We start from the raw sequence: 26,900 nt of genomic DNA, 5'->3' as shown, positions 1-26,900 counted from the left end.
GGAGTGGGAACGGGTGAGGCCCAGTGTCACGGATGAACGCTCAACCTGCACGCTAGGTCATGCGGATCACGATCGAGGTGATGAGCCCGCTCCGCAATCGCTTGCCCAAGGGCCGGCGCTCCACGACGCTTGACCTGCCCCCCGGCAGCACGGTGGCCGATGCCCTTCGCGCCGTGGGTGTGCCGGACGACGAGCCGTGGAACGCCAGCATCTCCGGTCAGCTAGTGTATGCTGAACACCTGCTCAACGATGGGGATTCCCTTTTGGTGTTCGTCCCCATCGCAGGGGGCTGTCAGTCGGCCTGATCACTGATCAATCAGGGAGGCTACAACGATGCGCGGGTTTGCCGGCAAAGTCCTCAGGGTAGATCTGACCTCTGGCACGATCCAGGTGGACCAGCCCGACGAGGAGTTCTACCGCACCTACCTGGGAGGCGCCGGCTTCGTTTCCTACTACCTGTTCAAGGAGGTGCCCCGAGGCATAGACGCCTTCGACCCCCAGAACAAGCTGGTCTTCGCCCTCGGCCCGATGACCGGCCTGGCCATGCCGGGCGCCACCCGCAACTGCGTGGGCGCCAAGTCTCCGCTCACAGGAGGGTATTCCAAGAGCGAGGGGGGCGGTTTCTTCCCAATGGCCCTCAAGAAGGCCGGCTACGACGCCGTCATCGTGGAGGGGAAAGCCGACCGGCCCGTCTACCTCCTGGTGAGCGACCAGAAGGTAGAGATCCGGGACGCCTCGCACCTGTGGGGCAAGACGGTCCTGGAGACCCAGGATGCCATAGCCCTCGAGTTAGGGGAGAAGACAATTCGCACTGCCGCCATCGGCCCCCCGGGCGAGAACCTGGTCCGCTTCGCCTGCATCATGAACGATCTCAAAGATGCCGTCGGCCGCGGAGGGCTGGGTGCGGTCATGGGTTCCAAGAACCTGAAGGCCATCGCCGCCAGCGGCCGCTGGAATCCTGAGGTGGCCGATCCCGCCAGAATCCACCAGTTGACCTCTATGATGAACAAGGGTTTCGCCGACAACCCCCTTGGATTCGCCAAGAACCTCCACGAGAGAGGCACCGGCGGCGCCGCCATGATGCTGGCGGGTAACGAGATAGGCAACCTGCCCTCCTACAACTTCGGCGTCAACTCCTTCGAGGGCACTGCCAAGGTCACTGCCAACGCGGTCCTCGAGACCTACGGTGTGGGCATGGAGGCCTGCGCCGCCTGTGGCGTTCGCTGCAAGAAGGTGGTGGAGATCGGCGAGCCCTGGAACGTCAACCGCCGCAACGGCGGGCCTGAGTACGAGTCCCTGGTTGCCCTGGGGCCTCTCTGCGGCGTGGACGACCTGGCCTCAATCACCAAGGCCAACGAACTGGCCAACCTCTACGGCCTGGACTCCATCTCTCTGGGCGTCTCCATTGGTTTCGCCATGGAGTGCTTCGAGAATGGGATTCTCACCACCAGTGATACCGACGGCATCGAGCTCAAGTTTGGCAACGCCGAGGCGATGCTGCAAATGGTGGAGATGATTGCCCGTCGCCGGGGCCTGGGCGATCTTCTGGCCGAGGGCACGAAGCGGGCGGCCGAAAAGCTGGGACGGGGCGCCGACGCGTTCGCCATGCACGTCAAGGGCCTGGAGATCCCCATGCACGAGCCTCGCGTCAAGCAGGGTCTGGGTCTCATCTATGCCGTGGGGGCGCAAGGAGCCGATCACTGCTCCGGCATGCACGACACCGGCTACACCATGAACTCGCCCTCATTCGAACACCTGCGGGGCATGGGAGCCACCCGGCCCCTGCCCGCCAACGACCTGTCGGACGAGAAGGTCGCGTCTCAGAAGGCATCCCACCTGTGGAACCTCTTCCTCGATTCCGTGGTCTGCTGCCAGTTCGTGCCGTGGAGCGTGGACGAGCTGGTGGAGATAGTGCGTGCCGCCACAGGCTGGTCGTACACCACGCATGAGGCAGTGAAGCTGGGCGAGCGGGTCGCCACCTTGGGACGCCTGTTCAACCTACGCGAGGGGATCACCTCAACCCAGGACAGCCTGCCCAAGCGGATGTTCGGCCCCACCCGCGCGGGCGCCTTGAAGAACGGCGGCATTGATGCCGAGAAGTTCGGCCACGCCGTCCGCACCTTCTACGCGATGATGGGTTGGGATGAGGAGACAGGCGTGCCCACCCGCGGCAAGATGCTGGAGCTGGGTATCGGCTGGGCGGCTGATACGGCGATGCGCATCGATGGAGGGGTGATCGCATGAGCGAGAAGATCGAGTTCACCAGCAACTACTCCGACCTGAGCACCAATAGGGGCTTCCAGTTCGAGGTTGCCTGCAACCGGTGCGGAACCGGCTTTCGCACCCCGTTTCGGGCATCCGTAACCGGCACGGTCACCGGTGCGATGGACGCCGCCAGCAGTCTGTTCGGGGGGGTCTTCGGCAGGGCGGCGGACCTCTCGGAGCGCGTTCGGTCGGCGAGCTGGGAGAAGGCCCATGACGCGGCCTTCACGGAAGCCATGGCGGAACTACGGCCGGAGTTCATCCAGTGCCCCCGCTGTTCCACCTGGGTGTGCCGCAAGAACTGCTGGAGCGTACAGAAGGGGCTGTGCAAGGAGTGTGCACCGGACATGGGCGTCGAGATGGCGGCGGCGCAGTCCAGCCGCACCGTCGAGGAGATCTGGGCGCACTCCAAGATGGCCGAGGAAGACCGCTCGATGCTGAAGGAGCAGAGCTGGCGGGAAGGCGCGCGCGCAACCTGCCCCAGCTGTGGGGTTGCCTTGGCCAAGAAGGCGAAGTTCTGCCCGGAGTGCGGCGCCAAGATCCAGGTCGAAGCCCACTGCACGGAGTGCGGGGCCAAGCTTGCCCCCGGGGCGAAGTTCTGCGCCGATTGCGGCACTAAGACACAATAGCGCGCGGCGCGCCTGAACGCGGCGGCTACCCCGAGTCGCCGAGGAGCCTGGCGTCTGTGCCCTCCTCGGAGAGCTCGATCAATGCCCCCGCGTTCTTGCCGTTGCCCATCGAACAGTTGACGACCAGTGTCTCCTCCAGGCGTGCGACCCCGGGTGCTTCGTGGATGTGCCCACATACCAGCACGCGTGGACGGTGGCGCGTCAGCAGCTCCAGCACCATGCGCGAGCCGGCGCGCGTGCGTAAGAAAGTCAGGTCAAGGGTGCCGAGCGGCGGTTCGTGCGTCACGATCACATCACAGGCGGCCTGCACGTCCGGCCCTCCGAAGGAGAAGCCCGCAATGGCTTTGGGTATCTCACCGGCGAGCCCGCCGTGGCGCGTGATCTCGTCCACCGCACCCGGGCCGTCCATGTTGCCGGGTACGGCCAGGACCGGGACCGGAAGGGTGTGGAGCAGGGAGAGTGCTTCAGCCCCCTTGTCAACATGGGTCAGGTCGCCCGACAGTACCACGAGATCAGGGGCGTGCTCGGCTACCAGCGCGCGAACGCGGGTGACGCGTTCCGTCCGCCCGTGGAGGTCGGCAAAGGCAAGGATCCGAACCGCCGGCATCAGCCACCATGATACCAGAGCAAGACAGCGGCAGGAGCAAGAGAGTGGCAGGAGCAAGAGAGTGGCAGGCAGTCGTAGAATTGTGGCCACGGCTGCGATCTCGAGGCGCGGCCTGGGGGTGCTGCCTGTGGGCAGGGTTGTCGTGGGGCAGGACGGTCGCATTACGTTGCCCCCTGGCTACGAAGGCACGGAGGTCGTCCTGGAACCCCGCGAGGAAGGCATCTCTCTCTGGCAGGCCAGGCCGGATGCCCGCCGCATCTACCTTGAGGTCATGGGCCGCTGCAACCTGGACTGCGCCATCTGCATTCACAGGGCCTGGCGCGATCGGGCCGGGGAGATGGGCTCCGAAACCTTCGACCTTGTCATCGAGCAACTAAGAGCCTTCCCCGACCTCCGCCGCATCACGTTCGGCGGTTTCGGGGAGCCGCTATTGCACCCCCGGATCGTGGATATGGTGGCCCGTGCGAGCGCAACAGGCGCAGGTGTGACGCTGGCAACAGACGGACTGCTTCTCGATCGTTACACGGCCGACGCCCTGCTTGAAGCCCGTCTCGACACCCTTGTCGTGTCCGTGGATTCGGCGCACCTCCAGGCGTACGCGCGGGCAGGGCTGGCAGACGGCATTGACAGGGTTCTGGACAATGTGCGGGGCATGCGAGATCTGGCGCGGGAGCGCGGCTTCATGGCTCCACGAATCGGCCTGGAGTTCGTGGCAACCCGCGGCAACGTGGAGGAACTGAGCCGGCTGCCGGAGCTGGCAAAGGTCGCGGGCGCGTCCTTCGCCCTGGTTACGAACCTCCTGCCCCATACCCAGGAGATGGCCGGCGATATTCTCTACGACCGCGCGGAGCCGTTGCCGGTGGCCGCGGGCTGGCCGGTGAGGTCGGCCGACTGGCTGGTATGGGGAATCACCCGGCTCCCACGCATGCGTTGGGGCGCGGCCCGGCGCTGCCGCTTCGTCGAGGATCGGGCGCTGGTTATCGGGTGGGACGGCGGGGTGAGTCCCTGCTATGCCATGATGCACTCCTATCCGTGCTACATCTATGGAAGGCGGAAAGAGGTGAGCCGCTACGTGCTGGGCCGGGTGGACGAGCGGCCTCTTGCGGAGATCTGGACCGCTGAGGAGTACGTGACCTTCAGGGCGACGGTGCGCGAGTTCCGCTTCCCGTCCTGCGTGGACTGCGGCATGGCCTGCGCCTACGCCGCGAGCAATGAAGACTGCTGGGGCAACGCACCCTCCTGCGCCGACTGCCTGTGGGCGCAGGATATCCTGCGGTGCCCCTAGCTCGAGGGACCGCGGTAGACGATATGATGCGTAGGTGGCTGCTCGTACTGCTCGTGATCGCGTTCGTGGCGGTGGTAGTGAGCCGCCTCACGGAGATCGAGCACCTGGTGGCGACGCTCCGCCATGGGTTGTGGCCGTGGGTGCTGGCCGCGGCCCTGCTACAGGGAATGTACTACGCCGCGTACGCCGCGCTCTTCGAGGCATCATTCAAGGTGGTAGAAGTGGACGGTCGCGGGCGCGACCTGCTCCCGGTGCTGCTCGCCTCGCTGCTGGTCAACACCCTGGCGCCCAGCGGGGGAACGGCCGGTTCTGCGCTCTTCGTGGACGACGCGGCCCGGCGCGGGCAGTCTCCGGCCCGTGCCCTGGCCGGCACCCTGCTGGTGCGGGTGGCGGATGCGTGCGCCTTCGCGGCCATCCTGGTCGTCGGGCTGGTCCACCTGTTCCTGCGGCACCATCTCAAGCCCTACGAGATCGCCGGCGCCGTTATGTTGCTGCTGGGCACCGCCGGGCTTGCTGGCGTGCTGCTGCTGGGGTTGTGGCATCCGGCGCAGTTGCGCCGCGGCCTGGGTTGGATCGAGCGCGCCGCAGTACGGCTGGCCGGCCGGTTCCGTAGCCCCGGGCTCTTGAGGCCCGGTTGGGCCGAGCGGAGCGCGGATGAGTTCACCCAGGCCGGGATCGCGATCGGCACGCGCCCGCGGCGGTTGGGGCGCCCGCTCGCCATCGCGCTCGCCGCGCACCTGGTGGACCTGGCGAGTCTCTACGCCCTGTTTCTGGCGTTCCGCCAGCCCATCGCACCCGGCGCGCTGGTGGCGGGCTACGCTATGGGCATCCTGTTCTGGAAGATGTCACCGATCCCCGAAGGGGTCGGGGTCGTGGAAGGTGTTATGATCCTGGTCTTCGTATCGCTGGGCGTGCCGGCTCCGCAGGCCACTGTCGTCGCGCTGGCCTTCCGCGGCCTGACGTTCTGGCTGCCGATGGTGTTCGGCTTCTTCATGGTCCGGCGGTTGAGACTGTTCAACTAGGGAGGCCTGCTATGGGTGACGGGTTTGCTCAAGTTCGCGCCGCGGTGGTACAGGCGGCCCCGGTGGTGATGGATCGGGAGGCCACGATTGAGAAGACTTCCCGCTTGATTGACGCGGCCGCGGAAGAGGGCGCGCGGCTGATTCTGTTTCCGGAGGCGTTCATCCCGGCATACCCGTGGGGCCTTCGGTTCGGGACGCGCGTGGGTGGGCGAACCGTCGAGGGCAGGAAGGCGTGGGCGCGCTACTGGGCCAACGCCGTGGAGGTGCCGGGTCCGGCCACCGAGGCGATCGGGCAGGCGGCACGCCGGGCGCAGGCGTATGTGGCCATCGGCGTGATCGAGCGCGACCAGACCTACAGCCGCGGGACGGTCTACTGCACCCTGCTGTACTTCGGTCCGGACGGCCGGCTGCTGGCCAAGCACCGGAAGCTCATGCCTACCGCCGCGGAGCGGTACATTTGGGGGGGCGGTGACGGCAGCACGCTGCCGGTCCTGGAGACTCCCTACGGCCGGCTGGGAGGGCTGATCTGCTGGGAGAACTACATGCCGCTGGCGCGGATGAGCATGTACGCGAAGGGGGTGGAACTCTACCTGGCGCCTACCGCCGACTCGCGCGACACCTGGCAGGCCACGATCCGTCACATCGCGTGTGAGGGGCGGTGCTTCGTGCTGTCCTGCTGCCAGTTTGTGACCAGGGAGATGTACCCGGCCGATCTCGAAGTGCTGGACGAGCTGTCCGAATCGCCGGAGATCCTCTCGCGTGGCGGCAGCGCGATCGTCGGCCCCCTGGGAGAGTACCTGGCAGGCCCGTTGTTTGGTCAGGAGGGCATTTTGACGGCCGATCTCGACCTGGGGCAGGTCGTCCAGGGGAAGTTCGACTTCGACGTGGCCGGGCACTATGCTCGACCCGACGTTTTCCGTCTTTTGGTGAACGAACAGCCGATGCCTCCGGTCCAGAGTGTCAGTTGGTGCGACGGCGCGGACCCGGAGCCGACCTCGGCCGACGATGAGGCACACCTCTCATGAGCGGCCGGACCGTCATCATCACCGGCGCGTCGAGCGGGATCGGCGAGGCAACGGCCAGGGCGTTCGGCAGCGCCGGAGATCGGGTAGTGCTGGTTGCGCGCAGGGCCGAGCGGCTGGAGCAGCTTGCGGCCGGGTTGCCGGATTGCCTGGTCGTGCCCGCCGACCTTACCCGGCGCGAGGACATTGCCCGGATCGTGGAAGCCACACTGGCGCGCTACGGCACGATTGACGTGCTGGTCAACAACGCCGGCCTGGGGCGCTACGACTGGCTGGAGCGCCTGCCCGAGGACGAGATCCTGACCCAGATCGAAGTGAACCTGGTCGCGCCGATTCTCCTGACCCGAGCGGTGCTGCCGGTCATGCAGGCGCAGGGGCGCGGGGTCATCATCAACGTCGGCTCGGTGGCCGGGAAGATCGCGACCCCTACGACGACGATCTACAATGCTTCGAAGTTCGGCATGGAAGGGTTCAGCGAGGGGTTGCGCCGCGAGGTGCGCCCTCAGGGGATCCACATCTGCGTGGTCGCCCCGGGACCGGTTGCCGGCACCGAGTTCAGCGCGCGGAGGAAGCCCATGCCCATAAGGGTGCGGGGGCCCAGGTGGCTGCGGACCGACACGGGTCGGGTGGCCGAGGCGATCGTGGGGCTCGCCGACCGGCCGCGGCCGCGGCTCGTACTACCCTGGCCGTACCGGGCCATGATAGCGCTCAACGCCGTGTTGCCGTCGGCCGTGGATCGCCTGATCATCTACCTGGCCCGCCGCGGGCAGGGGAACATTCCTCGCGGGCAGAGCGTAGACTAGGTAGAGTGTGGAAAGGAGTGATCGAGATGAGCGTTCAGCGATGGCTGGCCGGCGCGATGGTGGCCGTGTGGCTGCTCGTTCCCGCCGCTCTTGCTTCGGCCGGGCCCCAGGCCAGGCCGAAACCCCCAGAGGTGCAGGTCAAGCCGAAGGCCGGTGTCGTGAGGCGCCAGGGAGACGCCTATTGTTTCGACCGCCCCATGTCCCTCGGTAACGTCGTCATTGCCGGAGGCCGATGCTACACGTTCTATCTCCTGCGCAACTCCGGCGGCAGCTTCCTGGCGTTCGGCCCTCCGGGACCGCGGATGATCCCTCCGGGACAGCTCGTCCGGATGGGCACACCTGCCGGGGCCAAGTTGAAGGGCCGGTTGTTCTACACGGTGCCGTTGCCGCGTCCGGTCACGACTATCCCGGTGGGAGCCATTCGCTTTGCCAATGTGCGTATCGTTCCGGAGCAGGGACGGATTGTGATCTACATCCCAGGAATCACGGCCGGGGGAAGTACGGAAAGAGATCTCGAGATGGCTTTCATGCAGCGCTAGCGCAGCGTCGGGATTTCTTCGACGGCCTGCGGGTTCTCCAGCGAGGAGATGTCGCCCGGATCCTGGCCCAGGTAGCGGGCGCGGATCACGCGCCGCATGACCTTGGCGTTGCGCGTCTTGGGGAGATCGCGGACAAACTGTATGTCATCTGGGGCGAGGGCCTTGCCCAGGTGCGCCGCGGCAACCTGCTTCGGGTCCCGGCGCAGATCCTCACCAGGCTCGTGTCCGGGTCGGAGCACGGCGATGCAAACGACCACCTCGCCCTTTATCTCGTGAGGCACACCGATCGCCGCGGCCGCGGCGCGTACTGCCCTGGCCCTACGGGATCGTGATCGCGCTCAACGCCGTGTTGCCGTCGGCCGTGGATCGCCTGGTCCTCCACCTGACCCGCCGCGGGCAGGGGAACATTCCGCGCGGGCCGAGCGTAGACTAGGTAAAGCGTGGAAAGGAGTGATCGAGATGAGCGTTCATCGTTTGCTTGCCGGCGCGCTGCTGGCCGTGTGGCTGCTCGCTTCCGTTGCTATTGCTACGGCCGAGCCCCAGGCCAGGCCGGAGCCCCCAGTGGGGATAGGCAGGCCTAAAGCCGATGCTGTGAGGCGCCAGGGAGACGCCTATTGTTTCGACCGCCCCATGTCCCTCGGTAACGTCGTCATTGCCGGAGGCCGATGCTACACGTTCTATCTCCTGCGCAACTCCGGCGGCAGCTTCCTGGGGTTCGGCCCTCCGGGGCCTCCGATGATCCCTCCGGGACAGATCGTTCGGCTCGGTACCCCGGCAGGCGCCAAGTTGAACGGCCGGTTGTTCCACATGGTACCGTTGCCGCGCCCGGCCACGGGCATTCCCTTTGGATCCATCAGCCTAGCCAATGTGCGGATCGTTTGGGAGTCGGGGCGGTTCGTGATCTACATCCCGGGGATCACGACAGAGGGAGACCAAAGAGATCTCGAGATGCCTTTCATGCAGCGCTAGCGCAGGCCCCGCCGCTGCAGGCCCGGGTCAGCGCAGCGTCGGGATTTCTTCGACCGCCTGCGGGTTCTCCAGCGAAGAGACGTCGCCCGGATCCTGTCCCAGGTAGCGGGCGCGGATAACGCGCCGCATGACCTTGGCGTTGCGCGTCTTGGGGAGATCGCGGACAAACTGTATGTCATCTGGGGCGAGGGCCTTGCCCAGGTGCGCCGCGGCAACCTGCTTCAGGTCCCGGCGTAGTTCATCACCGGGCTCGTACCCAGGCCGCAGCACCGCGAAGCACACGACCACCTCGCCCTTTATCTCATGAGGCACGCCGATCGCCGCGGCCTCGGCCACCGCGGGGTGCGCGGTCAGCGCCGATTCGACCTCTGCCGGCCCGATCCGCTTGCCGGCGATGTTGAGGGTGTCGTCGCTGCGGCCCAGGATGTACCAGAAGCCGTCCTCGTCCGCGCGCACCCAGTCGCCGTGCACCCAGACCCCGGGCCACCGGGACCAGTAGGTCTCAATGTAGCGCTCCGGGTCGCGCCAGAATCCCCGCGTCATGCCGGGCCAGGGCTGGGTAAGCACCAGCTCGCCAACCGCCCCGCGCACCGGATGGCCCTGCTCGTCGAAGACATCCGCGGCCATGCCTGGGATCGGGCCGGTGAACGCCGTGGGCGCCTGCGGGTGGAGCGGGTCGCAGCACAGGATTCCCCCGGAGATCTCGGTGCCGCCCGAGTAGTTCATGATTGGGCACCGCCCGCCGCCGACGTGCTCGAAGTACCACTTCCACGGCTCCGGGTTCCAGGGCTCGCCGGTGCTGCCCAGGATGCGAAGGCTGCCGAGATCGTGGCGGCGCGGCAGTTCAGGGCCGTGGCGCATCAGCGCCCGGATCGCAGTGGGCGAGATGCCGAGCACCGTAACGCGGTGCCGCGCGACCATCTCCCAGAGGCGGTCCGGGCCGGGGTGGTCTGGCGTCCCATCGTAGAGGAACATCGCCGCGCCCAGCCAGAGCGTGCCCAGGATCAGCCAGGGTCCCATCATCCACCCGATGTCGGTGTACCAGAAGACGCGGTCGTCTGGCCCTACGTCGAAACAGTAGGCCATGTCCATGGCGGTCTTGAGCGGGAACCCCATGTGGACGTGCACGGTGCCCTTGGGACGCCCGGTCGTGCCCGAGGTGTAGATGATCATGTAGGGGTCTTCCGGGTCCATGGCCTCGGCCGGCGCGTCTCCCTGGTGGTCGCGCACCGCATCGTGCCACCAGAGGTCGCGGCCATCGGTCCATGGCACTTCGATCCCCAGGCGCCGGACCACGATCACGTGCCGTATGCCCGGGGCCAGTGCCGCTGCCGCGTCGGCCGTACGCTTCATCTCGACCGTCTGGCCGCGCCGCTGGAAGCCGTCGGCGGTGATCAGCAGCTTCGCCCCACAGTCGGCCAGCCGCGTGGCGACCGCCGGGGCCGCGAAGCCCGAGAAGATCGGAACGTAGATCGCGCCGACCCACGACAGCGCCAGCGTCGCAATGACCACTTCAGGCACAAGCGGCATGAACACCCCGGCCACGTCGCCCCGGCCGATTCCCAGTTCCCGCAGCGCCGATGCGAGGCGGCACACCTCACCGTGCAGCTCCGCGTAGGTGAGCGTGCGCGTGCTGCCGTCCTCGCCCTCCCAGATCACAGCCGTTCTGCCGCCCCCCCCTGCGCTCAGGTGCCGGTCGAGCGCGTTGTCCACGAGGTTGGTGGCGCCGCCCGTGAACCAGCGCGCCCATTCGATCCCGCGGGAGGTGTCCAGTACGCGGTCGTACGGTCGCTGCCACCGGAGCCCCAGGTCCTCGACCACCGCGCCCCAGAACCAGGAAGGGTCTTCGATCGAGCGGCGGTAGAGGGTCTCGTAGCCGCCCATCCCGTGGCGCTCGATGAACCGTTGCATGCGGCTGGCCTGCGCCGATGCGGGGTCGGGGGTCCAGACGATGCGGTTCGGGAGGCTGGGGGTCGCGGCTGCGCCGTACTCCGGTGGCATCGCACAGACATTGTAGTGGCGGACTTCCACCCGGCGCAAGCCGCCTCGAAGGGATACGGTCCTCCGCCGAAGAAAACGCAGGGTTGTAGCATGAGAATGTAGCATGGCGCTTTGAACCACACGCCGCCCAGGGAGGAGAAACGGGTTTGAAGGTTACGATCACGACCAACGGCGTCACCGCGGCCCACAACGTTGAACCCAGGCTCCTGCTCGTGCAATACATACGTGAGGTGCTGGGGCTGACCGGTACGCACATCGGGTGCGACACCACCAGTTGCGGGGCGTGCACGGTGATGCTCAACGGCCTGGCGGTGAAGTCGTGCACGGTGCTGGCCGTACAGGCCGGCGGCGGGAAGATACTAACCGTTGAGGGCCTGGCCCAAGACGGCCAGCTTCACCCGATCCAGGAAGCCTTCTGGGAGGAGCACGGCCTGCAGTGCGGGTTCTGCACGCCGGGCATGATGCTCACCGCGTTGCAGATCATCGAGCGCCATCCGCAGCCCACCGATGAGGTGATCCGGCGCGGGCTGGAAGGCAATCTGTGCAGGTGCACCGGATACCACAACATCATAAACGCCGTGAAGTCCGCGGCGCGTGTGATGGCCGCTCAACCCCCCGGATAGCCCCAGCGAAGCAGGAGATCGGATAGGCACGGCGAACGGTGTGACGAAGCCACAAAGTTGAAGGGTGATTCACCTGCCAGATAGCCGCCGGCCGGTTACCCATCCCAAGGGAGAGCGGGGACGGCGCACCAGGCAGCAACTCCTGGACGCCGCCGAGGCCGAGTTCGGCCAGCGGGGCTACTTCGCCACCTCGGTGGCGGACATCACGCGCCGCGCCCGAGTCGCGCTGGGCACCTTCTACGTCTATTTCCCGAGCAAGCAGGCGATTTTCGCGGAGCTGGTGCGGCACCTGAGCCGGGCCCTGCGCCACACAATCCAGCAGGAGGTGGCAGGGGCCGGGGATCGCCTGACGGTGGAGCGCAAGGGCTTTGAAACCTTCCTTCGGTTCGTCGCCACGCACCGCAACCTGTACCGCATAGTGCTGCAGGCCGAGTCCGTCAACCCCCAAGTCTACCGCTGGTACTACCGGCGCTTCGCGGAGGGGTACGTCCGGGGGCTGTCCGCGGCGATGGACGCCGGGGAGATCCGGCGCACCGATCCCGAGGCCCTTTCGTATTGCCTGATGGGCATCGGCAACTTCATTGGGATGCGCTACTCGCTGTGGAACCGGGCCGGCCTGCCGCGGCGGGCCCTGGACAGCATGTTCGAGTTCATTGCCTCGGGCCTGGCGCCCGCCGCCGTGCCGGCAACGATGAGTGGGGACCGGCGGCCATCTCGCGCAGATCGGCAGGGCGGGTCGCCGCCGTCAGGTGCCGGCAAGCGGAGCCGGGGGGGCGGCGCATGATCCCGTCGGTGGGCATCGTGGACCTGGCGGTTTACCTCCCGGCGCAGATCATGAGCGCCGAGGAGGTCGCCGGCCGGTCCGGCATACCCGCCGAGGTCGTGCGTGAGAAGTTCGGCCTGCGGGGCAAGCACATCGCCGCCTCCGACGAGCATCTCTCACACCTGTGCATTGAGGCCGCGCGCCCCCTGCTCTCGGTGGTGCCCGCCGATGAGATTGACGTCGTCATCTACTTCGGGAGCTACCACCGGGACTACTATGTCTGGCCGGTGGCCCCGCGCATCCAGCACGCGCTGGGGCTCCATCGGGCGTACGCCTTTGAGCTGATGAACACCAGCGCCGGTGGGCCGATCGCCCTCAAGGTGGCGGCGGACATGCTGCGGGCCGACGGTACGCTCCGGACGATCCTGGTCGTGGCCGGCTCCCGCGAGTCCTATCTACTGGACTACCAGAACGCACGCTCGCGTTTCATGTTCAACTTCGGCGACGGCGCCGCGGCCGCGCTGCTACGGCGCGGCCACCTAAGCAACCGCATCCTGGGGGGCGCGTTTCTCACCGACGGCGCGTTCGCCATGGACGTCATGGTGCCGGCCGGCGGTTCGGTGCACCCCACGAGCCCCGAAACGGTCGCGCGCGGCATGCACTCCTTCGACGTCCCGGATCCCGCAGGGATGAAGGCGCGCCTCGACCCGCTGACCATCACCAACTTCCTCCAGGTCATCCGCACGGCCTGCGAGCGCAGCGGGTATACCACTGAGGCGATAGGGTTCCTGGCCGTGTTGCACACCAAGCGGTCGCTCCATGACCACCTGCTTGCGGCGCTGGGACTGCGCGAGGACCAGTCGGTCTACCTGGACACGACCGGGCACCTCTCCGCGGCCGACCCCCTGGTGGCACTGCACGAGGGCCGCCGGACCGGCCGGCTGCGGGACGGCATGCTGGCCGTGGCGGTCAGCGCCGGCACCGGCTACTCCTGGGGCGCGGTGGCCATCCAATGGGGTGATGGCTGATGCAGGGGATCTGGCATTGGCTCGACCGGCGTGACCTCATCACGCCGTGCCGCCTGGCCGTGGTGGACGGCGATCGGCGGCTCACCTATCGCGATCTGGCCACGCGGGTGCGCGGGCTGGCCGCGGGCCTGCGGCGGCGCGGGATCGGCCGGGGCGACCGCGTCGCGGTCCTCTCGTTCAACCGGGTCGAGATCTTGGAGGTGCTGTTCGCCCTGGCACGCCTGGGCGCGATCATGGTCCCCCTCAACTGGCGGCTGACCCCGCCGGAGCTGGCCGTCCAGCTTGCCGACAGCGCGCCCGGCCTGATGATCGCCGACCCCGAACACCGCGACTTGGCAGGAGCCGCCGCGGCAGAGGCGCGCCTCGCGCTGCCCCTGGTCCTGATCGGGGATGAGTACGAGGAAGCCGTCCACACGCAGCCGTGGAGTGACGCGCAGGGCGCCTTCGACGACCCGCTCATCATCATGTACACCTCAGGCACCACCGGCCGGCCCAAGGGCGCGGTGCTGGCCCAGGGTACGCAGCTCTGGAACAGCATCAACATCGGCACGGCGATCGGGCTTACCTACCGCGACGTCACCCTGACGGTACTGCCGATGTTCCACATCGGCGGGTTGGGGCTCTACGCGCTGCCCACGCTCCATGTCGGGGGCCGGTTGGTCATACAGCGCACCTTCGACCCGGAGGAGACCTGCCGCCTGCTGCGGGACGAAGGCGTCACCGCGATGTTCGGCGTGCCGGCGATCTACCAGGCCCTGCTGCAGACACCCGCCTTCCAACAGGGAGACCACCAAGGCGTCCGGTTCGGTGTGGGGGGCGCGCCGTGCCCGCTCCCGGTGATCGAGGAGTTCGAGCAGCGCGGCCTGCTGCTCCAGCAGGGCTTCGGGCTGACCGAAACCGCGCCCACGGCCACGCTGCTGCCTCCGGAGGACGCGTTCCGGAAGAAGGGTTCGGTCGGCCCGCCGACCCTGCACGTCGAGGCGCGCGTCGTGGACGATGCTGACCACGATCTCCCGCCGGGTGAGATCGGCGAGATCTGCCTGCGTGGCCCCAATCTGTTCTCCGGCTACTGGGGGTTGCCCGAGGCCACCGCGGAGGTCTTCTCGCCGCCGGGGCAGCCGGGCGATCCAGCGGCAACGGGCGGCTATCGCGGCTGGTGGTTCCACACCGGCGACCTGGGCTATGCCGATGACGAGGGGTTCCTCTATGTGGCCGACCGCAAGAAGGACATGATCATCTCGGGCGGAGAGAACATCTATCCCGCCGAGGTGGAGCAGGTCCTCTACCAGCATCCGGCGGTTCTCGACGCGGCCGTCATCGGCATTCCCGACGCCCGCTGGGGCGAGGCGGCGATGGCGCTGGTGGTGCTCAAGCCCGGGGCCCGAGTCGAGGCAGAGGAGATCATCGCCGCCGCTCAGGGCCGGCTGGCCCGGTACAAGATCCCCAGGCGGGTGGTGTTTGTCGAGGCGCTGCCCCGCAACGCCGCGGGCAAGGTGCTCAAACGCGTGCTGCGCGAGACGTACGGGAAGGCCGGGGAGGGTTAGCCCGATGCCGCAGGCAGCGGTCGGCGCGGTCACGCTGCACTACGAGCGGGCAGGAGACGGGCCCGCCGTCTTGCTGGTGCCCGGGCTGGGCGGGGACCACCGCCTCTGGCACCACCAGGTGCCGGCGCTGGCCGGGCGGTTCGACGTCATCGCGGTGGACAACCGCGGTGCCGGGCAGTCGGCGATGCCGGACGAACCGTACTCGGTCGCGGTGTTTGCCGACGACCTGGCCGGGTTGCTGGACACCCTGGGAATCGCAAGTGCGCACCTGGTCGGCGCCTCGATGGGCGGGTTCATCGCCCAAGAGTTCGCCCTGCGACACCCGGATCGGCTGGGCCGCCTGGTGCTGTGCTGCACCTCGCCGGGCGGGCCGAGGAGCGCGCCGATTCCTCAGGAGGCCGTGGAGGTGCTGGTCAATCGGACCGGCGACCCGCGGACCGACCTCCTGCGGACGATCGCGCTGATGACCACCGAGGAATACCGGAAGGCCTGCCCGGGCGCGATCGAGGATCACATCGTCTGGCGTCTGGCGCACCCCCAGCCGTTGTTCGCCTATCACCGCCAGCTTGCCGCGGCCGCAGCGCACGACGCGGCGGATCGGCTGCGCGCGATCCGCGCGCCGACGCTGGTTTGCCACGGCACCGGAGACCGAATCGTACCCTCCGCGAACGCGGCACTGCTGGCCGATGGCATCCCGCATGCCCGCCTGCATCTCTTCGAAGGCTCGTCGCACCTCTTTTTCTGGGAGCAGGCGGCGGAGTTCAACCGGCTCGTGATCGAGTTCCTGGTCGAGGACGACCCTAAGGGGAGGTAGACGATGAATAAGCTCGCGGTCGTGCTCGTGGTGGTGGCCCTGCTGGCCATGGCAGGGACGGAAGGCATGGCGCAGCGTGAGCAGGTCCGGATCGGGATCTCCCTGCCGCTGACCGGTCCGGCCTCAGCCAGCGGCAAGGCGGCCGAGGCCGGCTACCGGTTGGCCCTGGACGAAATCAACAAGGCCGGCGGGGTGCTGGGCAGCCGCCTGCAGATCTTCATCGAGGATGACGGCAACCTGCCGGCCAAGGGCGTGCCGATCTTTACCAAGTTCGTGACGGTGGACCGGGTCCACGCGATCACCGGTATCTTCGGGAGCGCGATAGGGGTCAGCATCGTAGGGCCGGCAAAGCTGCACGAGCCCCTGATCGCCATGCTGGGCGCGGCTTCGCCCCTCGTGGAGCGTGGCTTCGAGGGCTACAAGTACCTGTTCCACTATCATCCGTGGGCGTACCACAACATGGAGGCGGTCTTCAACTTCATGGATTTCGTGCGGACCGGCACCGGCGCGTCCACCATCGCCATCCTCTACGAGGACGGCCCTTTTGGGTCGGCGGGCGTCGGAGACACCCGCGCTGAGTTGATCAAGCGGGGGTTCGATGTGCCGTTCATGGAGTCGTTCAAGAGCGGGTCTGGCGACTTCACCGCGCTGCTGTCGCGCGCTAAGCGCCATCCGGTGGACGTGCTGTTCTGGATCGGGTTCGACGCCGACGCGCTACCGATCGCGGTGCAATCTCGCGAGGTTGGCTTCAAGCCGCGGTTGATCTTCGGAACGCCGGCATCTTGGCCGATAGGCTTCGAGGGCAACCCGGTGGCCCGTGACGTCTCCGGAATGGCCGGATGGACGTCGGCCAGCCCGCTGGCGGCGTCCAAGGAGTTCGTCAAGAAGTACCAGGCCAAGTACGGCAGCCTTAGCGAGGAGTACATGGCGCCGATGGGCTTCGTGACATTGACGACGCTTGCGGCCGCGATGAACAAGGCCGGCACGACCGACAAGGATAGGGTCGCGGCCGAACTGGCCAAGACCGACGCGGAAACGCCCCTCGGGAAGCTGCGGTTCAAGCCCAGCCGGTTGACTCCCAGCGTCTACCAGGGGTTCGACTCCGACCTGTGGATGGTGTTCCAGTTCCGGGATGGGCGGCGGGTGCCTGTCTGGCCCAAGTCCATGGCCGCGGGTCCGCTGGCGTGGCGCTGGCGATAGGAGCAGAGATCTCCGGCCGCCCGTGCGCGTACGGGCGGCCGGCCGGGGTGGCGTGATGGACCTCTTCCTTCAGACCCTGGCCAACGCGCTGATTCAGAGCGGGACCTACGCGTTGGCATCGGCCGGCCTGGCCCTGGCGGTCGGGGTGCTTCACATCGTGAACTTCGCGCACGGCGAGTTCCTGATGGTCGGCGCATTCGTCGCCTACTGGCTGAGCGTGCTGGCCGGGATCGATCCCATTGTCTCGTTGGTGCCTGCCGGCGCCGTCATGTTCGCGGCCGGCGGGGTGATCTACCAGGCCAGCATCCGTCGCGTGCTGCTCGCCCCCGAACTCAACGCGCTGCTGCTGACCTTCGGGATCGGCATCACGCTGCAGAACCTGGCGGTGCTGGCGTTTGGCGCCACGCCCCGCGTGGTCCACACCGCCTACCAGCTCACCGCGGTGACATTGGGCCCGGTCTCGGTAGGCGTGGCCCCGCTGATCACGCTGGTGGTATCGGTCACGCTGCTGGCCGGCATGTACGCCGTTCTGTACCGGACCGGCATCGGCAAGAGCATCCGCGCGGTGGCACAGAACCGTACCGGCGCGCACTTGGTTGGGTTGGACGTGGACCGTATCTACCTGATTACCTTCGGCATTGCCTCGGCGCTGGCCGCGATCGCCGGTGCGATGGTCCTGGTGCGGATCGGAGCCAGCCCGCACATGGGGTTCGGGTTCGTCCTCAAGGCGTTCGCGATCATCGTCATGGCGGGCCTGGGGAACCTGACCGGGGTACTGTGGGCGTCGCTGGTCCTGGCGACCGCGGAGGCGTTCGTGCGCACCTACGTCCCAGGCGGGGGCGGCGCGGCCGAGGCCGTCTTCTTCCTGCTTATCTTTTTCACGCTGGTGTGGCGCTCATGGAGGGCGGCATGAGGTGGGTCGGGCCGGCGGCGCTGGTCGTGGCGCTCCTGGTGCCGCTGGCCCCGGCCGGCGGCTACCAGCAGTACGTGGTGCAGGTGGCGACGTTCGTCCTCATCAACGCGGCCGTGGCCCTGGCCTGGGACATTCAAGCACGCACCGGGCAGCTCTCGCTGGCGTCGGCGGCGTTCTTCGGGCTCGGCGCCTACGCGTACACGATGGCGGCGCTCCGCGGTGTGCCGCTTCCGGTCGCGTTCCTGCTGGGGCCGCTCGTTGCCGGCGCGGTCAGCCTGGGTCTGGGGGTCGTCACGCTGCGGCTGCAAGGGCTGTACTTCGCCATCGCCACGCTGGCGTTCGCCGAGGTCGTCAAGGTGGTCTTCAAGGAACTGCCGCTGGATCTTACCGGCGGTGCGGTGGGACTGACCGCGCCGCCGCTACTGGGCGGGCACCAGACCGGGCTCTACTACCTGGGCCTCGGCGTGCTGCTGCTCGTGGTCGCAGCCAGCCTGGCGGTCCGCCACACCCGGCTCCACTACGCCTTCACCGCGATCCGCCAGGGCGAGCTGACCGCGCGGGTCCTAGGCGTGCGGGTGGTGCGGACCAAGCTCCTGGCCTTTGTCATGTCGGCGGCCCTGACCGGAATGGTGGGCGCCTACGCCACTAGCCGGTTGTTCTTCGTCATCCCGGAGGACACGTTCGGTATCGGGCTGTCGGTGACCGCGCTGGCGACCGCGATCTTCGGCGGGGTCTACACGACGGCCGGGCCGGTGCTCGGCGCGATCATCCTGCGCATCCTTGAAGAGGGGCTACGGCTGGTGCTGCGCGAAGGGTACCTGGCGGTCTACGGAGTGATCCTGATGCTGGTCATCCTCTACCTCCCGGGCGGGCTGGTGAGCCTCTGGAATCGGCGGTCGCGCGATGCTGCTGGCGGCGGCTAACCTCTCCAAGCGGTTCGGTGGGGTCGCGGCGGTGCGGCGACTCGACTTCCACCTCGATCCGGGGGAGATCCTAGCCATTATCGGCCCCAACGGCGCCGGCAAGACGACCGTGCTGAATCTGCTCTCCGGCGTCTTTCCTGCCGACGAGGGCCGTATGGTGCTCGACGGCGTTGATATCACCCGCCTTCCGGCCGAGGACCGCTGCCACCTCGGCCTGGGCCGCGCGTTCCAGGTCGTTCAGCCGTTTCCCGAGATGACGGTCCGCGACAACCTCATGGTTGGCGCGCTGTTCGGCAGCCGCCAGCGCTCGCTCGCCGAGGCGCGCAGGCGGACCGACGAGGTGCTCGCCCTCACGGGCCTGGCCGGCCGGGCCGCGATGCCGGCGCGGGATCTCACCCTGGCCTGGGAGAAGCGGGTGGAGATGGCCCGCGCGATCGCCACCTCGCCCCGCGTGCTGCTGCTCGATGAGGTGATGGCCGGGCTGCTGCCGCACGAGGCCGACGAGATGCTGGCCGTGGTCCGCTCCGTGCGTGAGACCGGGGTCGCGGTGCTGTTCATCGAGCACGTCATGCGGGTGGTCCGCGATCTGGCCGACCGCGTGATCGTCATGGATTTCGGCGAGAAGATCGCCGAGGGTAGCTACCGGGACGTAACGGGTCACCCGAGGGTCATCGAGGCGTACCTGGGCTTGGAGGAGACCGGCGGTGCTTGAGGTGCGCGGCCTGCAGGCCGGGTACGGCAAAGTGCAGGTGCTCTGGGGCCTGGACCTGCAGGTGGCCGACGGCGAGTTCGTGGCCCTCATCGGCGCCAACGGCGCCGGCAAGACCACGCTGCTGCGCACGATCTCAGGGCTGATCCGCCCGACCGGCGGGACGATCCGGTTTCGCGGGGCCGAGATCGCCGGTCGGCGGCCGTCCGAGATCGTTGCGCGGGGCATCGCCCACGTGCCCGAGGCGCGCGAGCTGTTCCCCCTGATGACCGTGCAGGACAACCTGGAGCTCGGGGCGTTCGCCCGTCCGGCGGCATGGGCGCGCGCCGCGCAGACCCTGACAGAGGTCTACCGGTTGTTCCCGCGCCTGGCCGACCGGCGGTCGCAGATCGCCGGCACGCTGTCGGGCGGGGAGCAGCAGATGGTCGCGATCGCGCGGGCGCTGATGAGCCGGCCTGAGGTGCTGCTGGTGGACGAGCCGAGCCACGGGTTGAGCCCGCTCATGGTGCAGGCCGTCTTTGCGGCCCTGCGCGAGGTCAGCCAAAGCGGGGTCTCGGTGCTGCTCATCGAACAGAACGTCCGGCAGAGCCTTCGCCTGGCCGGCCGGGCCTACGTGATGGAGAACGGCCGGATCGTCCTCCAGGGTGCGGGCCGCGACCTGCTCGAAAGTCCGCACGTCAAGGAGGCGTACCTGCGGCTCTAGCAGGAGGGCGGTATGGGCATTCTCGAGGGGAAGTCCGCGGTCGTAACCGGCGCCGCGAGCGGCATCGGGTTGGCCATCGCTCAGGACTTGGCCCGCGCCGGTGCGTCGGTCTGCATCGCCGACCTGCACGCGGTGCGGGGCCGGCAGGCCGCCGACGCCATCGTCACCGCCGGCGGCGTCGCGCGCTTCGTGCGGACGGATGTCGCCCATTCCGACGACGTGCGCGCCATGGTGGAGGTGGCCGTGGCGGACTTCGGAGGACTGGACATCCTGGTCAACAACGCCGGGTTGCAGTACGTGGCGCCGATCGTGGACTATCCCGAGGACAAGTGGGACCTGCTCGTGGGTGTGCTGCTGCGCGGCACATTCCTGTGCACCAAGTACGCGCTGCCGCACATGATCCGCCGGCGCTGGGGCCGGATCGTCAACATCGCCTCGGCACACGGGTTGGTCGCCTCGCCGTTCAAGTCGGCCTACGTGTCCGCCAAGCACGGCGTCGCAGGCTTCACGAAGGTCGCCGCCTGGGAGGTGGCCGAGCACGGTATCACCGTGAATGCGATCTGCCCGGGCTACGTGCGCACACCGCTTGTCGAGGGGCAGATCGCCGACCAGGCACGGGTGCACGGAATCCCGGAGGCCGAGGTGGTGCAGCGCATCATGCTTGAGCCCCACGCGATCAAGCGCATGATCGAGCCCGACGAGGTTGCCGCGATGGTGGTGTACCTTTGTTCGGAGGCCGCGGGCATGATCACGGGGGCCGCACTGACGATGGACGGGGGGTGGACCGCCCGATGAGCTTCACGCCTGGACAGACGGCCTCAACCACCCGGGTGATTACCGAGGCCGATGTCGAGGCATACGCCCATCTGACCGGAGACCTCAACCCGCTGCACATGGACCCCGAGTTCGCCTCTGCCAGTCGGTTCGGCGGGCGGATCGCCCACGGCATGCTGACCGCCGGGTTGATCTCGGCGGTCCTGGGCATGCACCTGCCCGGTCCCGGGGGCATCTACCTCAGCCAGACCCTCACCTTCCTCAAACCGGTCCGCATCGGTGATACAATCACGGCGACCGCCGAGGTCACCGCCTACGACGCCGAACGGCGGCGTCTTCGGCTCCGAACGTCCTGCGTCAACCAGCGAGACGAGGCGGTGCTGGACGGCGAGGCCGTGCTCCTGGTTGAGGCGACTCAACGCGGCTCCTGAGCTCGGCGTCAAACAACAAGAGTCTTGCATCCGGAGGATCGGAGTGAAGCGTATCGTCGTCATTGTGGTTGTGCTGGTCACCCTCGCCGGCGGGGCCTGGATCTACCGCGGCCGTGCGGCCCTGACACCGGTTGATGAGGGACCCCGCACCGCGCGGGTGGCGCGCGGCAGCCTGATCCACAGCGTGTCGGCCACCGGGACTCTGAAGCCGTACTCGCACGTGGAGGTCCGGTCACGCGCCACCGGCACCGTGGTCGAGGTGCACGTGCAGGAAGGCGACCGTGTGTCCAAGGGCCGGCTGCTCGTGGTCATTGACGACCGCGATGCCCGGGCCGAACACGAGACCCGGGCCGCGCAGCTCGCCTCGGCGCAGGCCCGGCTCGAGCAGTCCCGCAGCCAGCTTGCCCTGACCCGCGCGCAGACGCAGACGCGGGTGGTCGAGGCCGAGGCCTCGCTGGCCATCGCGGCGGCGCGCCTGGCGCAGGTAGTGGCCGGCTCGCGGCCCGAGCAGCTCGATCAGGCGCGGGAAGCCCTGCGGCAGGCCGAGCTCTCGGCGGAACTGGCGCGTCAGAACCTGGCCAGAACGCGCGACCTGTTCACCGACGGTTTGATCTCCCGCGCGCAGCTCGATCAGGTCCAGAACCAGCATGACGTGGCCCAGGCGCAGCTCCGGTCTGCGCAGGCACGGCTGCGCGAGATCACCACGGGCAGCCGGCCCGAGGAGATCGAGGTATCCCGCGCGCAGGTCCGGCAGGCCGAGGCGGCGCTGGCGCAGGCCAGGGCCGCGTTGCTGCAGGAGGGCGTGCAGGCCGCGGACGTGGTGGCGGCCGAGGCCCAGGTCCGCAACGTCCGCGCGCAACTGGCGCAGGCGCGCGACCGACTGGGCGAGGCGCGGATTCTGGCGCCGATAGCCGGGATCGTTGCGCGCCAGCTAGTGCAGGTGGGACAGAGCGTGATCGGCGGCACCGGCTCCGGCGGTACCCTCGTGATGGTGATTGCAGACGTTCAGGTGGTGCAGGCCGAAGTCGGTGTGGACGAATCCGACATTGCCAATATCGTGACGGGGCTGGCTGTGCGGGTTACCGCGGACGCGCTGCCCCGGCGCACCTTCAACGGCAAGGTGGCACGCATCGCGCCGCAGGCCGCGGTCGTTCAGAACGTGACCCAGTATGAGGTGATAGTGGAGGTCGAAGACCCCGGCCGGGAGCTGCGTCTGGGAATGACCCTGGATGCCGAGTTCATCATCACCGAGCGGCAGGGCGTGCTGCTCGTGCCCGCGGAGGCGGTGCGCGGTCAGGATGCCAAGGTCCTCATCATCGTGGAGAACGGAAAGCTTACCCCGGTGGTGGTCGAAACCGGGGCTACCGACGGGCGGCAGGTGGAGATCGTCCGCGGCGTCGAGCAGGGCCGGACCGTCTATCTGGGCCCCACCCGCCGCCAGGGAGGCAACGCCACGCGATCGCAGCCGGCCAGCCCGTTCATGCCGAGTCGGCCGCCGGTGAGGCGCTAACGCTTTCCCAATGTCGCTGATCACTGTTAGAAACGTCGAGAAGATCTACCGCATGGACGGGGTGGAGGTCCACGCGCTCCGCGGCATCTCGCTTGCGATCGAGCCAGGCGAGTTCGTGGCGATCATGGGGCCCAGCGGATCGGGCAAGTCCACCTGCATGAACATACTGGGCTGCCTGGACCGACCTACCGCCGGTACCTATCTGCTGGACGGCACCAACGTGACCACGCTGGGCGACGAGGCGCTGGCGCGGTTGCGCAACCGGCGGCTGGGCTTCGTGTTTCAGTCGTACAACCTGCTGCCGCGCACGCCGGCGATCGAGAACGTCGAGCTGCCGCTGGTGTACGCCGGCGCCCCGGACCGACGGGCGCGCGCGCGCGCAGCGCTGGATTCGGTGGGATTGGGCGCGCGGGCGGGGCACCTGCCCACACAGCTTTCCGGAGGAGAGCAGCAGCGTGTCGCCATCGCCCGGGCGCTGGTCAACTGCCCTGCGATCATCCTGGCGGACGAGCCGACCGGCAACCTCGACTCCTCCACCGCGGGCGAGATTATGGATGTCTTCGATCGGCTCTCGCAGCAGGGCATCACGATTGTCCTGGTTACCCACGAGGCCGACATCGCCGCGCACGCGCGCCGGCACATCCTGTTCCGAGACGGCCACATCGTAAGCGATGAGCCGGTGCGGTCGCGCACAGTGGCTGCGGAGGGGCCGGCGCAGCCATGACGATTGGAGCAAGCTTCCGTATCGCGGTGCGCGCTATGGCGGCAAACCCACTGCGCTCGCTCCTTACGGCGCTGGGAGTGATCATTGGGGTCGGCGCGGTGATAGCGATGGTCGCGATCGGCCAGGGCGCCCGCCGCGCGGTCACCGACCAGGTGCAGGCGCTGGGCAGCAACCTGCTGACGGTCTTTGCCGGGCAGGTGCAGCTAGGCCGGATCGTGCGGGGCGACGCGGTACAGACGCTGAACATCGAAGATGTCGAGGAGATCCGTAAGGCGACCCCCGGCGTAACCGGCATCAGCGCCGAGTACTCGCGGCAGGCGCAGGTGGTCTTCCGGGCCGAGAACGCTATCAGCCAGATCTCGGGTGTTACCCCGGAGTTCCAGGAGGTGCGCAACTTCCGGCCTGCCCGGGGTGAGTTCTTCACCGAGGCGGACATGCGCAGCCGGGCCAAGGTGGCGGTGGTCGGAAAGACCGTCGCCGACCGGCTCCTCCCCGACACCGAACCCATAGGCCAGCGCATCAAGATCCGCGGGATCACCTTCACGGTAATCGGTGTCATGGAGGAGAAGGGCGCCACCTCGTTCTCCGACCGTGACGATATTGTCTTCGTTCCACTTACAACCGCGCAGCGCCGCCTCTTCGGCGTGACGCACGTCCGGACAATCCACGTGCAGGTGGCCTCGGCCGAGGAGATGCCCGCCGCGCAGGAGGCGATCACGGAACTGCTGCGCCAGCGCCACCGCCTGGCTCCCCACCAGGATAACGATTTCACGGTGCGCAGCCAGGCAGACATCCTCCAGACGTTCACGAGCGTCTCCCAGACGATGACCGTGCTGCTGGGCGGGATCGCCGCGGTCTCGCTGATCGTGGGCGGCATCGGTATCATGAACATAATGCTCGTCTCTGTGACCGAACGGACGCGCGAGATTGGGATCCGCATGGCGGTGGGCGCACGCCGCCGCGACATCATGCTGCAGTTTCTGGTTGAGTCGGTGGCACTCAGCGTGGGCGGCGGGTTGATTGGGATAGGCGTGGGAGTCCTGGGCTCGCGGTTGATCACCCGATTCGCGGGGTGGTCCACGATGCTGTCGCTGCAGGCGGTGCTGCTGGCGTTCGCGTTCGCGGTAGCGGTGGGCGTGTTCTTTGGGCTATACCCGGCGCAGCGCGCGGCCAGGCTGGATCCGATCGTCGCGTTGCGCCACGAGTAGGGACGGCCGCGGGCCGACAGCCCGACGGTGATCTGGGAGGGTAAGAGGCGATGAAGCGACTCTGGACCTGGTTCGGGGTGACAGTGGCCGTCGTGGCGATGGCCGGGGCAGGTGTCTACTACTGTGGCCGCAGCCGGCCGGCCGCCCAGCCCCAGCGACCGCGCGACCCCGGGTTTCTGGTGATACTATCAATCCGAACCCTGGAGCGCGAGCCCGAGACCCGACTGACCCGGGAACAGATCGCCAGGGTTCTGCCGTTCATCAAGGCGTTGAAGGACGTGCCGCTCTCGGACGTGGAGGCCTCCATGGCGATTGTGCGCGCCGTCAGCGAGGTCTTCACGGCGGAGCAGCGCGCCGCTCTTGAAGAGGCCAGGAAGCAGTTCCGGGAACGCGCACTGGCTCAGGGAGTCCCGGGAGGGCAGGGAGTCCCAGGAGGGCAGGGGGCCGGTGGAGCAGGCCTGGGCGCAGGTCTCGGTCCGGGTGGGGCCGGTGCCGGAGCTGACGTCACCGACGAGGAGCGCGCGCAGCGTCGCGCCAGGACTTTCGAGAGGATGATTCGGTACCTGGAACGACGAATGAAGTCCTAAGATCCGGGAACCCGTTTAGGAGGATTCAATGCGCTACCTGGCGCTCCCAATCGCGTTCGTCTTGCTCTCGTTATCGTGCGGCCCGGCCGCGGCCCAGACGCCCACGGCCCGACCGGCTACGCTGGCCGAGCTGATCGCTGCGGCCGATCAGCGCAACCCGTCCATCGCGGCGGCGCGCCAGGCGATCGCGGTTGCCGAAGCCAGGGTCGCGCTGGCCCGCGCCGGCCGGGGTCCAACCTTCACCGCGTCGGGCACCGCGGCGACGGCCGGCGGCGGAACTGCCACCACGACCCCGTCTTTTTCCAGCTCCACATCGATCTCCGCCAGCTACGTTCTCTACGACAACGGCCAGATTAGCCACGCCGTGCGGCAGGCCGAGGCGAACCTCAAGGCCGCCCGTCTGGCACTGGAGGCCGCGCGCCAGGACGTGGCCAACGGCGTGGCCCAGGCCTATGTGAACCTTCTGCGCGCCGAGCGCACGGTGGGGCTGCGAGAACAGGTCATGGCCCAGAGCCGTGAGTCGCTGCGCCTGGCCGAGGGGCAGTTCCGTGCCGGCGTTGTACCCCGGGCCGACGTGGTGCGCGCGCAGGCAGGGCTGGCCGCTGCCGAAGGTGAGCTGCTCGTTGCCCGCAACGCGGTGGATCAAGCCAAGGCAGCGCTGAACGTCGTCCTGGGGCAAGCGCCGCCCTCGCCCGTGGCGGTTGCGCCTGCGCCCGCGGTCCCTGGGCTGACGATCACGCCGGCGGGCCTGCCCGCGCTCATAGAGGAACGGTCAGAGGTGCGCCGGGCGCTGGCCGAGATCGAGGCCGCGGAGGCGGCCCTGGCCCTGGCCCAAGCCGGCCGCGGCCTGCGGATGACCCTAGACGGCCGGGGCACGCAGGCCTTCGCGCCCTCCACGCAGACCACCTATTCTATAGGCACCACGATCAGCTTCCCGCTTTCGGATGCGGGCCGCGTGGATGCCCAGGTCGCGGAGGCCACCGCCACCCTGGCGTCGGTGCGCGAGCGCATCCAGACCACCCGCCTGACGCTGCAACAGCAAGGCTTTGTCGCGTATCTGGCGATACTCGACGCACGGGCGCGCATAGCAAGTGCCCGCGCGGGGCTTGCGTTCGCACAGGAGTCGCTGCGCCTGGCGCAGGGGCGGTACGCCGCCGGGGCCGGGCCTTTCCTTGAGGTGGTGGACGCGCAGACGGCGCTGGTGACGGCCGAGGTGACGCTGGCCCGGGCGGAGTTCGACGAACTGGCAGCGGTGCTGTCGCTGAGGTACGCGCTCGGGCGATCGTTGGTGGACGGGGCGATCTAGG

At 68.1% G+C, this 26,900-nt stretch carries 28 protein-coding genes and 1 pseudogene; 26 read left to right on the top strand and 3 right to left on the bottom strand.

The window, feature by feature from the left end; all coding sequences use genetic code 11:
• Window positions 1-59 precede the first annotated feature (59 nt).
• From RDU83_04910 to RDU83_04900, 3 genes are read left to right on the top strand one after another with little or no spacing between them, the layout of a single operon-like run.
• On the top strand, window positions 60-305 hold the full coding sequence (locus RDU83_04910; GenBank protein ID MDQ7840353.1) for a MoaD/ThiS family protein: 246 nt from the start codon (window positions 60-62) through the stop codon (window positions 303-305).
• A gap of 28 nt (window positions 306-333) precedes the next feature.
• Entirely contained in the window at window positions 334-2,244 is a 1,911-nt protein-coding gene (locus RDU83_04905; protein MDQ7840352.1) for an aldehyde ferredoxin oxidoreductase family protein, read from the top strand.
• Complete coding sequence (locus RDU83_04900) at window positions 2,241-2,891, top strand: zinc ribbon domain-containing protein (GenBank protein ID MDQ7840351.1); 651 nt, start codon at window positions 2,241-2,243, stop codon at window positions 2,889-2,891. Before RDU83_04905 ends, RDU83_04900 begins: the two co-directional genes overlap by 4 nt.
• Before the next feature lie 25 nt (window positions 2,892-2,916).
• Here the strand turns inward: RDU83_04900 and RDU83_04895 are convergent, their stop codons facing one another.
• Window positions 2,917-3,498 (bottom strand): metallophosphoesterase family protein, encoded by a 582-nt coding sequence (locus RDU83_04895; protein ID MDQ7840350.1) that lies wholly within the window; start codon window positions 3,496-3,498, stop codon window positions 2,917-2,919.
• 61 nt (window positions 3,499-3,559) lie between these two features.
• Here RDU83_04895 and RDU83_04890 point away from each other — a divergent pair, with 61 nt between their 5' ends.
• From RDU83_04890 to RDU83_04870, 5 genes are read left to right on the top strand one after another with little or no spacing between them, the layout of a single operon-like run.
• On the top strand, window positions 3,560-4,783 hold the full coding sequence (locus RDU83_04890) for an SPASM domain-containing protein (GenBank protein MDQ7840349.1): 1,224 nt from the start codon (window positions 3,560-3,562) through the stop codon (window positions 4,781-4,783).
• Between the two features lie 23 nt (window positions 4,784-4,806).
• Window positions 4,807-5,805: a lysylphosphatidylglycerol synthase transmembrane domain-containing protein gene (locus RDU83_04885; GenBank protein MDQ7840348.1), complete on the top strand. Its 999-nt coding sequence runs from the start codon at window positions 4,807-4,809 to the stop codon at window positions 5,803-5,805.
• Between the two features lie 11 nt (window positions 5,806-5,816).
• On the top strand, window positions 5,817-6,830 hold the full coding sequence (locus RDU83_04880; GenBank protein ID MDQ7840347.1) for a carbon-nitrogen hydrolase family protein: 1,014 nt from the start codon (window positions 5,817-5,819) through the stop codon (window positions 6,828-6,830).
• Window positions 6,827-7,630, top strand: a complete 804-nt coding sequence (locus tag RDU83_04875) for an SDR family oxidoreductase (GenBank protein ID MDQ7840346.1) — start codon at window positions 6,827-6,829, stop codon at window positions 7,628-7,630. The genes RDU83_04880 and RDU83_04875 overlap by 4 nt, the downstream gene beginning before the upstream one ends.
• Window positions 7,631-7,656: 26 nt before the next feature.
• Entirely contained in the window at window positions 7,657-8,169 is a 513-nt protein-coding gene (locus RDU83_04870; protein ID MDQ7840345.1) for a hypothetical protein, read from the top strand.
• Here RDU83_04870 and RDU83_04865 read toward each other — a convergent pair.
• Window positions 8,166-8,471 (bottom strand): annotated as a pseudogene (locus RDU83_04865) (AMP-dependent synthetase). The gene RDU83_04870 and the pseudogene RDU83_04865 overlap by 4 nt on opposite strands.
• Before the next feature lie 157 nt (window positions 8,472-8,628).
• On the opposite strand from RDU83_04865, the gene RDU83_04860 reads away from it, so the two are divergent.
• Window positions 8,629-9,138: a hypothetical protein gene (locus RDU83_04860; protein MDQ7840344.1), complete on the top strand. Its 510-nt coding sequence runs from the start codon at window positions 8,629-8,631 to the stop codon at window positions 9,136-9,138.
• A gap of 27 nt (window positions 9,139-9,165) precedes the next feature.
• Here RDU83_04860 and RDU83_04855 read toward each other — a convergent pair whose 3' ends face one another.
• The gene (locus RDU83_04855) at window positions 9,166-11,049 is read right to left on the bottom strand and encodes an acetate--CoA ligase (protein MDQ7840343.1); all 1,884 of its coding nucleotides are present in this window, start codon (window positions 11,047-11,049) and stop codon (window positions 9,166-9,168) included.
• 236 nt (window positions 11,050-11,285) lie between these two features.
• On the opposite strand from RDU83_04855, the gene RDU83_04850 reads away from it, so the two are divergent.
• From RDU83_04850 to RDU83_04770, 17 genes are all read left to right on the top strand, one after another.
• Window positions 11,286-11,762, top strand: coding sequence for a (2Fe-2S)-binding protein (locus tag RDU83_04850; protein ID MDQ7840342.1), 477 nt, complete (start codon window positions 11,286-11,288; stop codon window positions 11,760-11,762).
• A gap of 64 nt (window positions 11,763-11,826) precedes the next feature.
• Window positions 11,827-12,546: a TetR/AcrR family transcriptional regulator gene (locus RDU83_04845; protein MDQ7840341.1), complete on the top strand. Its 720-nt coding sequence runs from the start codon at window positions 11,827-11,829 to the stop codon at window positions 12,544-12,546.
• The gene (locus tag RDU83_04840) at window positions 12,543-13,553 is read left to right on the top strand and encodes a 3-oxoacyl-ACP synthase (GenBank protein MDQ7840340.1); all 1,011 of its coding nucleotides are present in this window, start codon (window positions 12,543-12,545) and stop codon (window positions 13,551-13,553) included. The genes RDU83_04845 and RDU83_04840 overlap by 4 nt, the downstream gene beginning before the upstream one ends.
• Window positions 13,553-15,097: a long-chain fatty acid--CoA ligase gene (locus RDU83_04835; GenBank protein ID MDQ7840339.1), complete on the top strand. Its 1,545-nt coding sequence runs from the start codon at window positions 13,553-13,555 to the stop codon at window positions 15,095-15,097. The genes RDU83_04840 and RDU83_04835 overlap by 1 nt, the downstream gene beginning before the upstream one ends.
• A 4-nt stretch (window positions 15,098-15,101) precedes the next feature.
• Window positions 15,102-15,911, top strand: coding sequence for an alpha/beta fold hydrolase (locus tag RDU83_04830; GenBank protein ID MDQ7840338.1), 810 nt, complete (start codon window positions 15,102-15,104; stop codon window positions 15,909-15,911).
• A 3-nt stretch (window positions 15,912-15,914) separates the two neighbouring features.
• The gene (locus RDU83_04825; protein ID MDQ7840337.1) at window positions 15,915-17,111 is read left to right on the top strand and encodes an ABC transporter substrate-binding protein; all 1,197 of its coding nucleotides are present in this window, start codon (window positions 15,915-15,917) and stop codon (window positions 17,109-17,111) included.
• Window positions 17,112-17,166: 55 nt separating this feature from the next.
• Entirely contained in the window at window positions 17,167-18,024 is an 858-nt protein-coding gene (locus tag RDU83_04820; protein ID MDQ7840336.1) for a branched-chain amino acid ABC transporter permease, read from the top strand.
• Window positions 18,021-18,947, top strand: coding sequence for a branched-chain amino acid ABC transporter permease (locus RDU83_04815; protein MDQ7840335.1), 927 nt, complete (start codon window positions 18,021-18,023; stop codon window positions 18,945-18,947). The genes RDU83_04820 and RDU83_04815 overlap by 4 nt, the downstream gene beginning before the upstream one ends.
• Window positions 18,928-19,659, top strand: coding sequence for an ABC transporter ATP-binding protein (locus RDU83_04810; GenBank protein ID MDQ7840334.1), 732 nt, complete (start codon window positions 18,928-18,930; stop codon window positions 19,657-19,659). Before RDU83_04815 ends, RDU83_04810 begins: the two co-directional genes overlap by 20 nt.
• A complete protein-coding gene (locus RDU83_04805; GenBank protein MDQ7840333.1) occupies window positions 19,652-20,359 on the top strand; it encodes an ABC transporter ATP-binding protein in 708 nt (235 codons plus the stop codon). The genes RDU83_04810 and RDU83_04805 overlap by 8 nt, the downstream gene beginning before the upstream one ends.
• A 12-nt stretch (window positions 20,360-20,371) precedes the next feature.
• Window positions 20,372-21,154: a 3-hydroxybutyrate dehydrogenase gene (locus tag RDU83_04800; protein MDQ7840332.1), complete on the top strand. Its 783-nt coding sequence runs from the start codon at window positions 20,372-20,374 to the stop codon at window positions 21,152-21,154.
• Window positions 21,151-21,564 (top strand): MaoC family dehydratase, encoded by a 414-nt coding sequence (locus tag RDU83_04795; protein ID MDQ7840331.1) that lies wholly within the window; start codon window positions 21,151-21,153, stop codon window positions 21,562-21,564. Before RDU83_04800 ends, RDU83_04795 begins: the two co-directional genes overlap by 4 nt.
• Before the next feature lie 43 nt (window positions 21,565-21,607).
• A complete protein-coding gene (locus RDU83_04790) occupies window positions 21,608-23,074 on the top strand; it encodes an efflux RND transporter periplasmic adaptor subunit (GenBank protein MDQ7840330.1) in 1,467 nt (488 codons plus the stop codon).
• A gap of 10 nt (window positions 23,075-23,084) precedes the next feature.
• A complete protein-coding gene (locus RDU83_04785) occupies window positions 23,085-23,798 on the top strand; it encodes an ABC transporter ATP-binding protein (protein MDQ7840329.1) in 714 nt (237 codons plus the stop codon).
• Window positions 23,795-25,006: an ABC transporter permease gene (locus tag RDU83_04780; protein MDQ7840328.1), complete on the top strand. Its 1,212-nt coding sequence runs from the start codon at window positions 23,795-23,797 to the stop codon at window positions 25,004-25,006. The genes RDU83_04785 and RDU83_04780 overlap by 4 nt, the downstream gene beginning before the upstream one ends.
• Before the next feature lie 50 nt (window positions 25,007-25,056).
• Complete coding sequence (locus tag RDU83_04775; protein MDQ7840327.1) at window positions 25,057-25,593, top strand: hypothetical protein; 537 nt, start codon at window positions 25,057-25,059, stop codon at window positions 25,591-25,593.
• Between the two features lie 28 nt (window positions 25,594-25,621).
• On the top strand, window positions 25,622-26,899 hold the full coding sequence (locus RDU83_04770) for a TolC family protein (protein MDQ7840326.1): 1,278 nt from the start codon (window positions 25,622-25,624) through the stop codon (window positions 26,897-26,899).
• The last annotated feature ends 1 nt before the right edge of the window (window position 26,900 follow it).

The organism is bacterium, assembly GCA_031082185.1.
GTDB lineage: Bacteria > Sysuimicrobiota > Sysuimicrobiia > Sysuimicrobiales > Humicultoraceae > VGFA01.
This window is presented reverse-complemented; position numbering and strand designations above follow the sequence as displayed.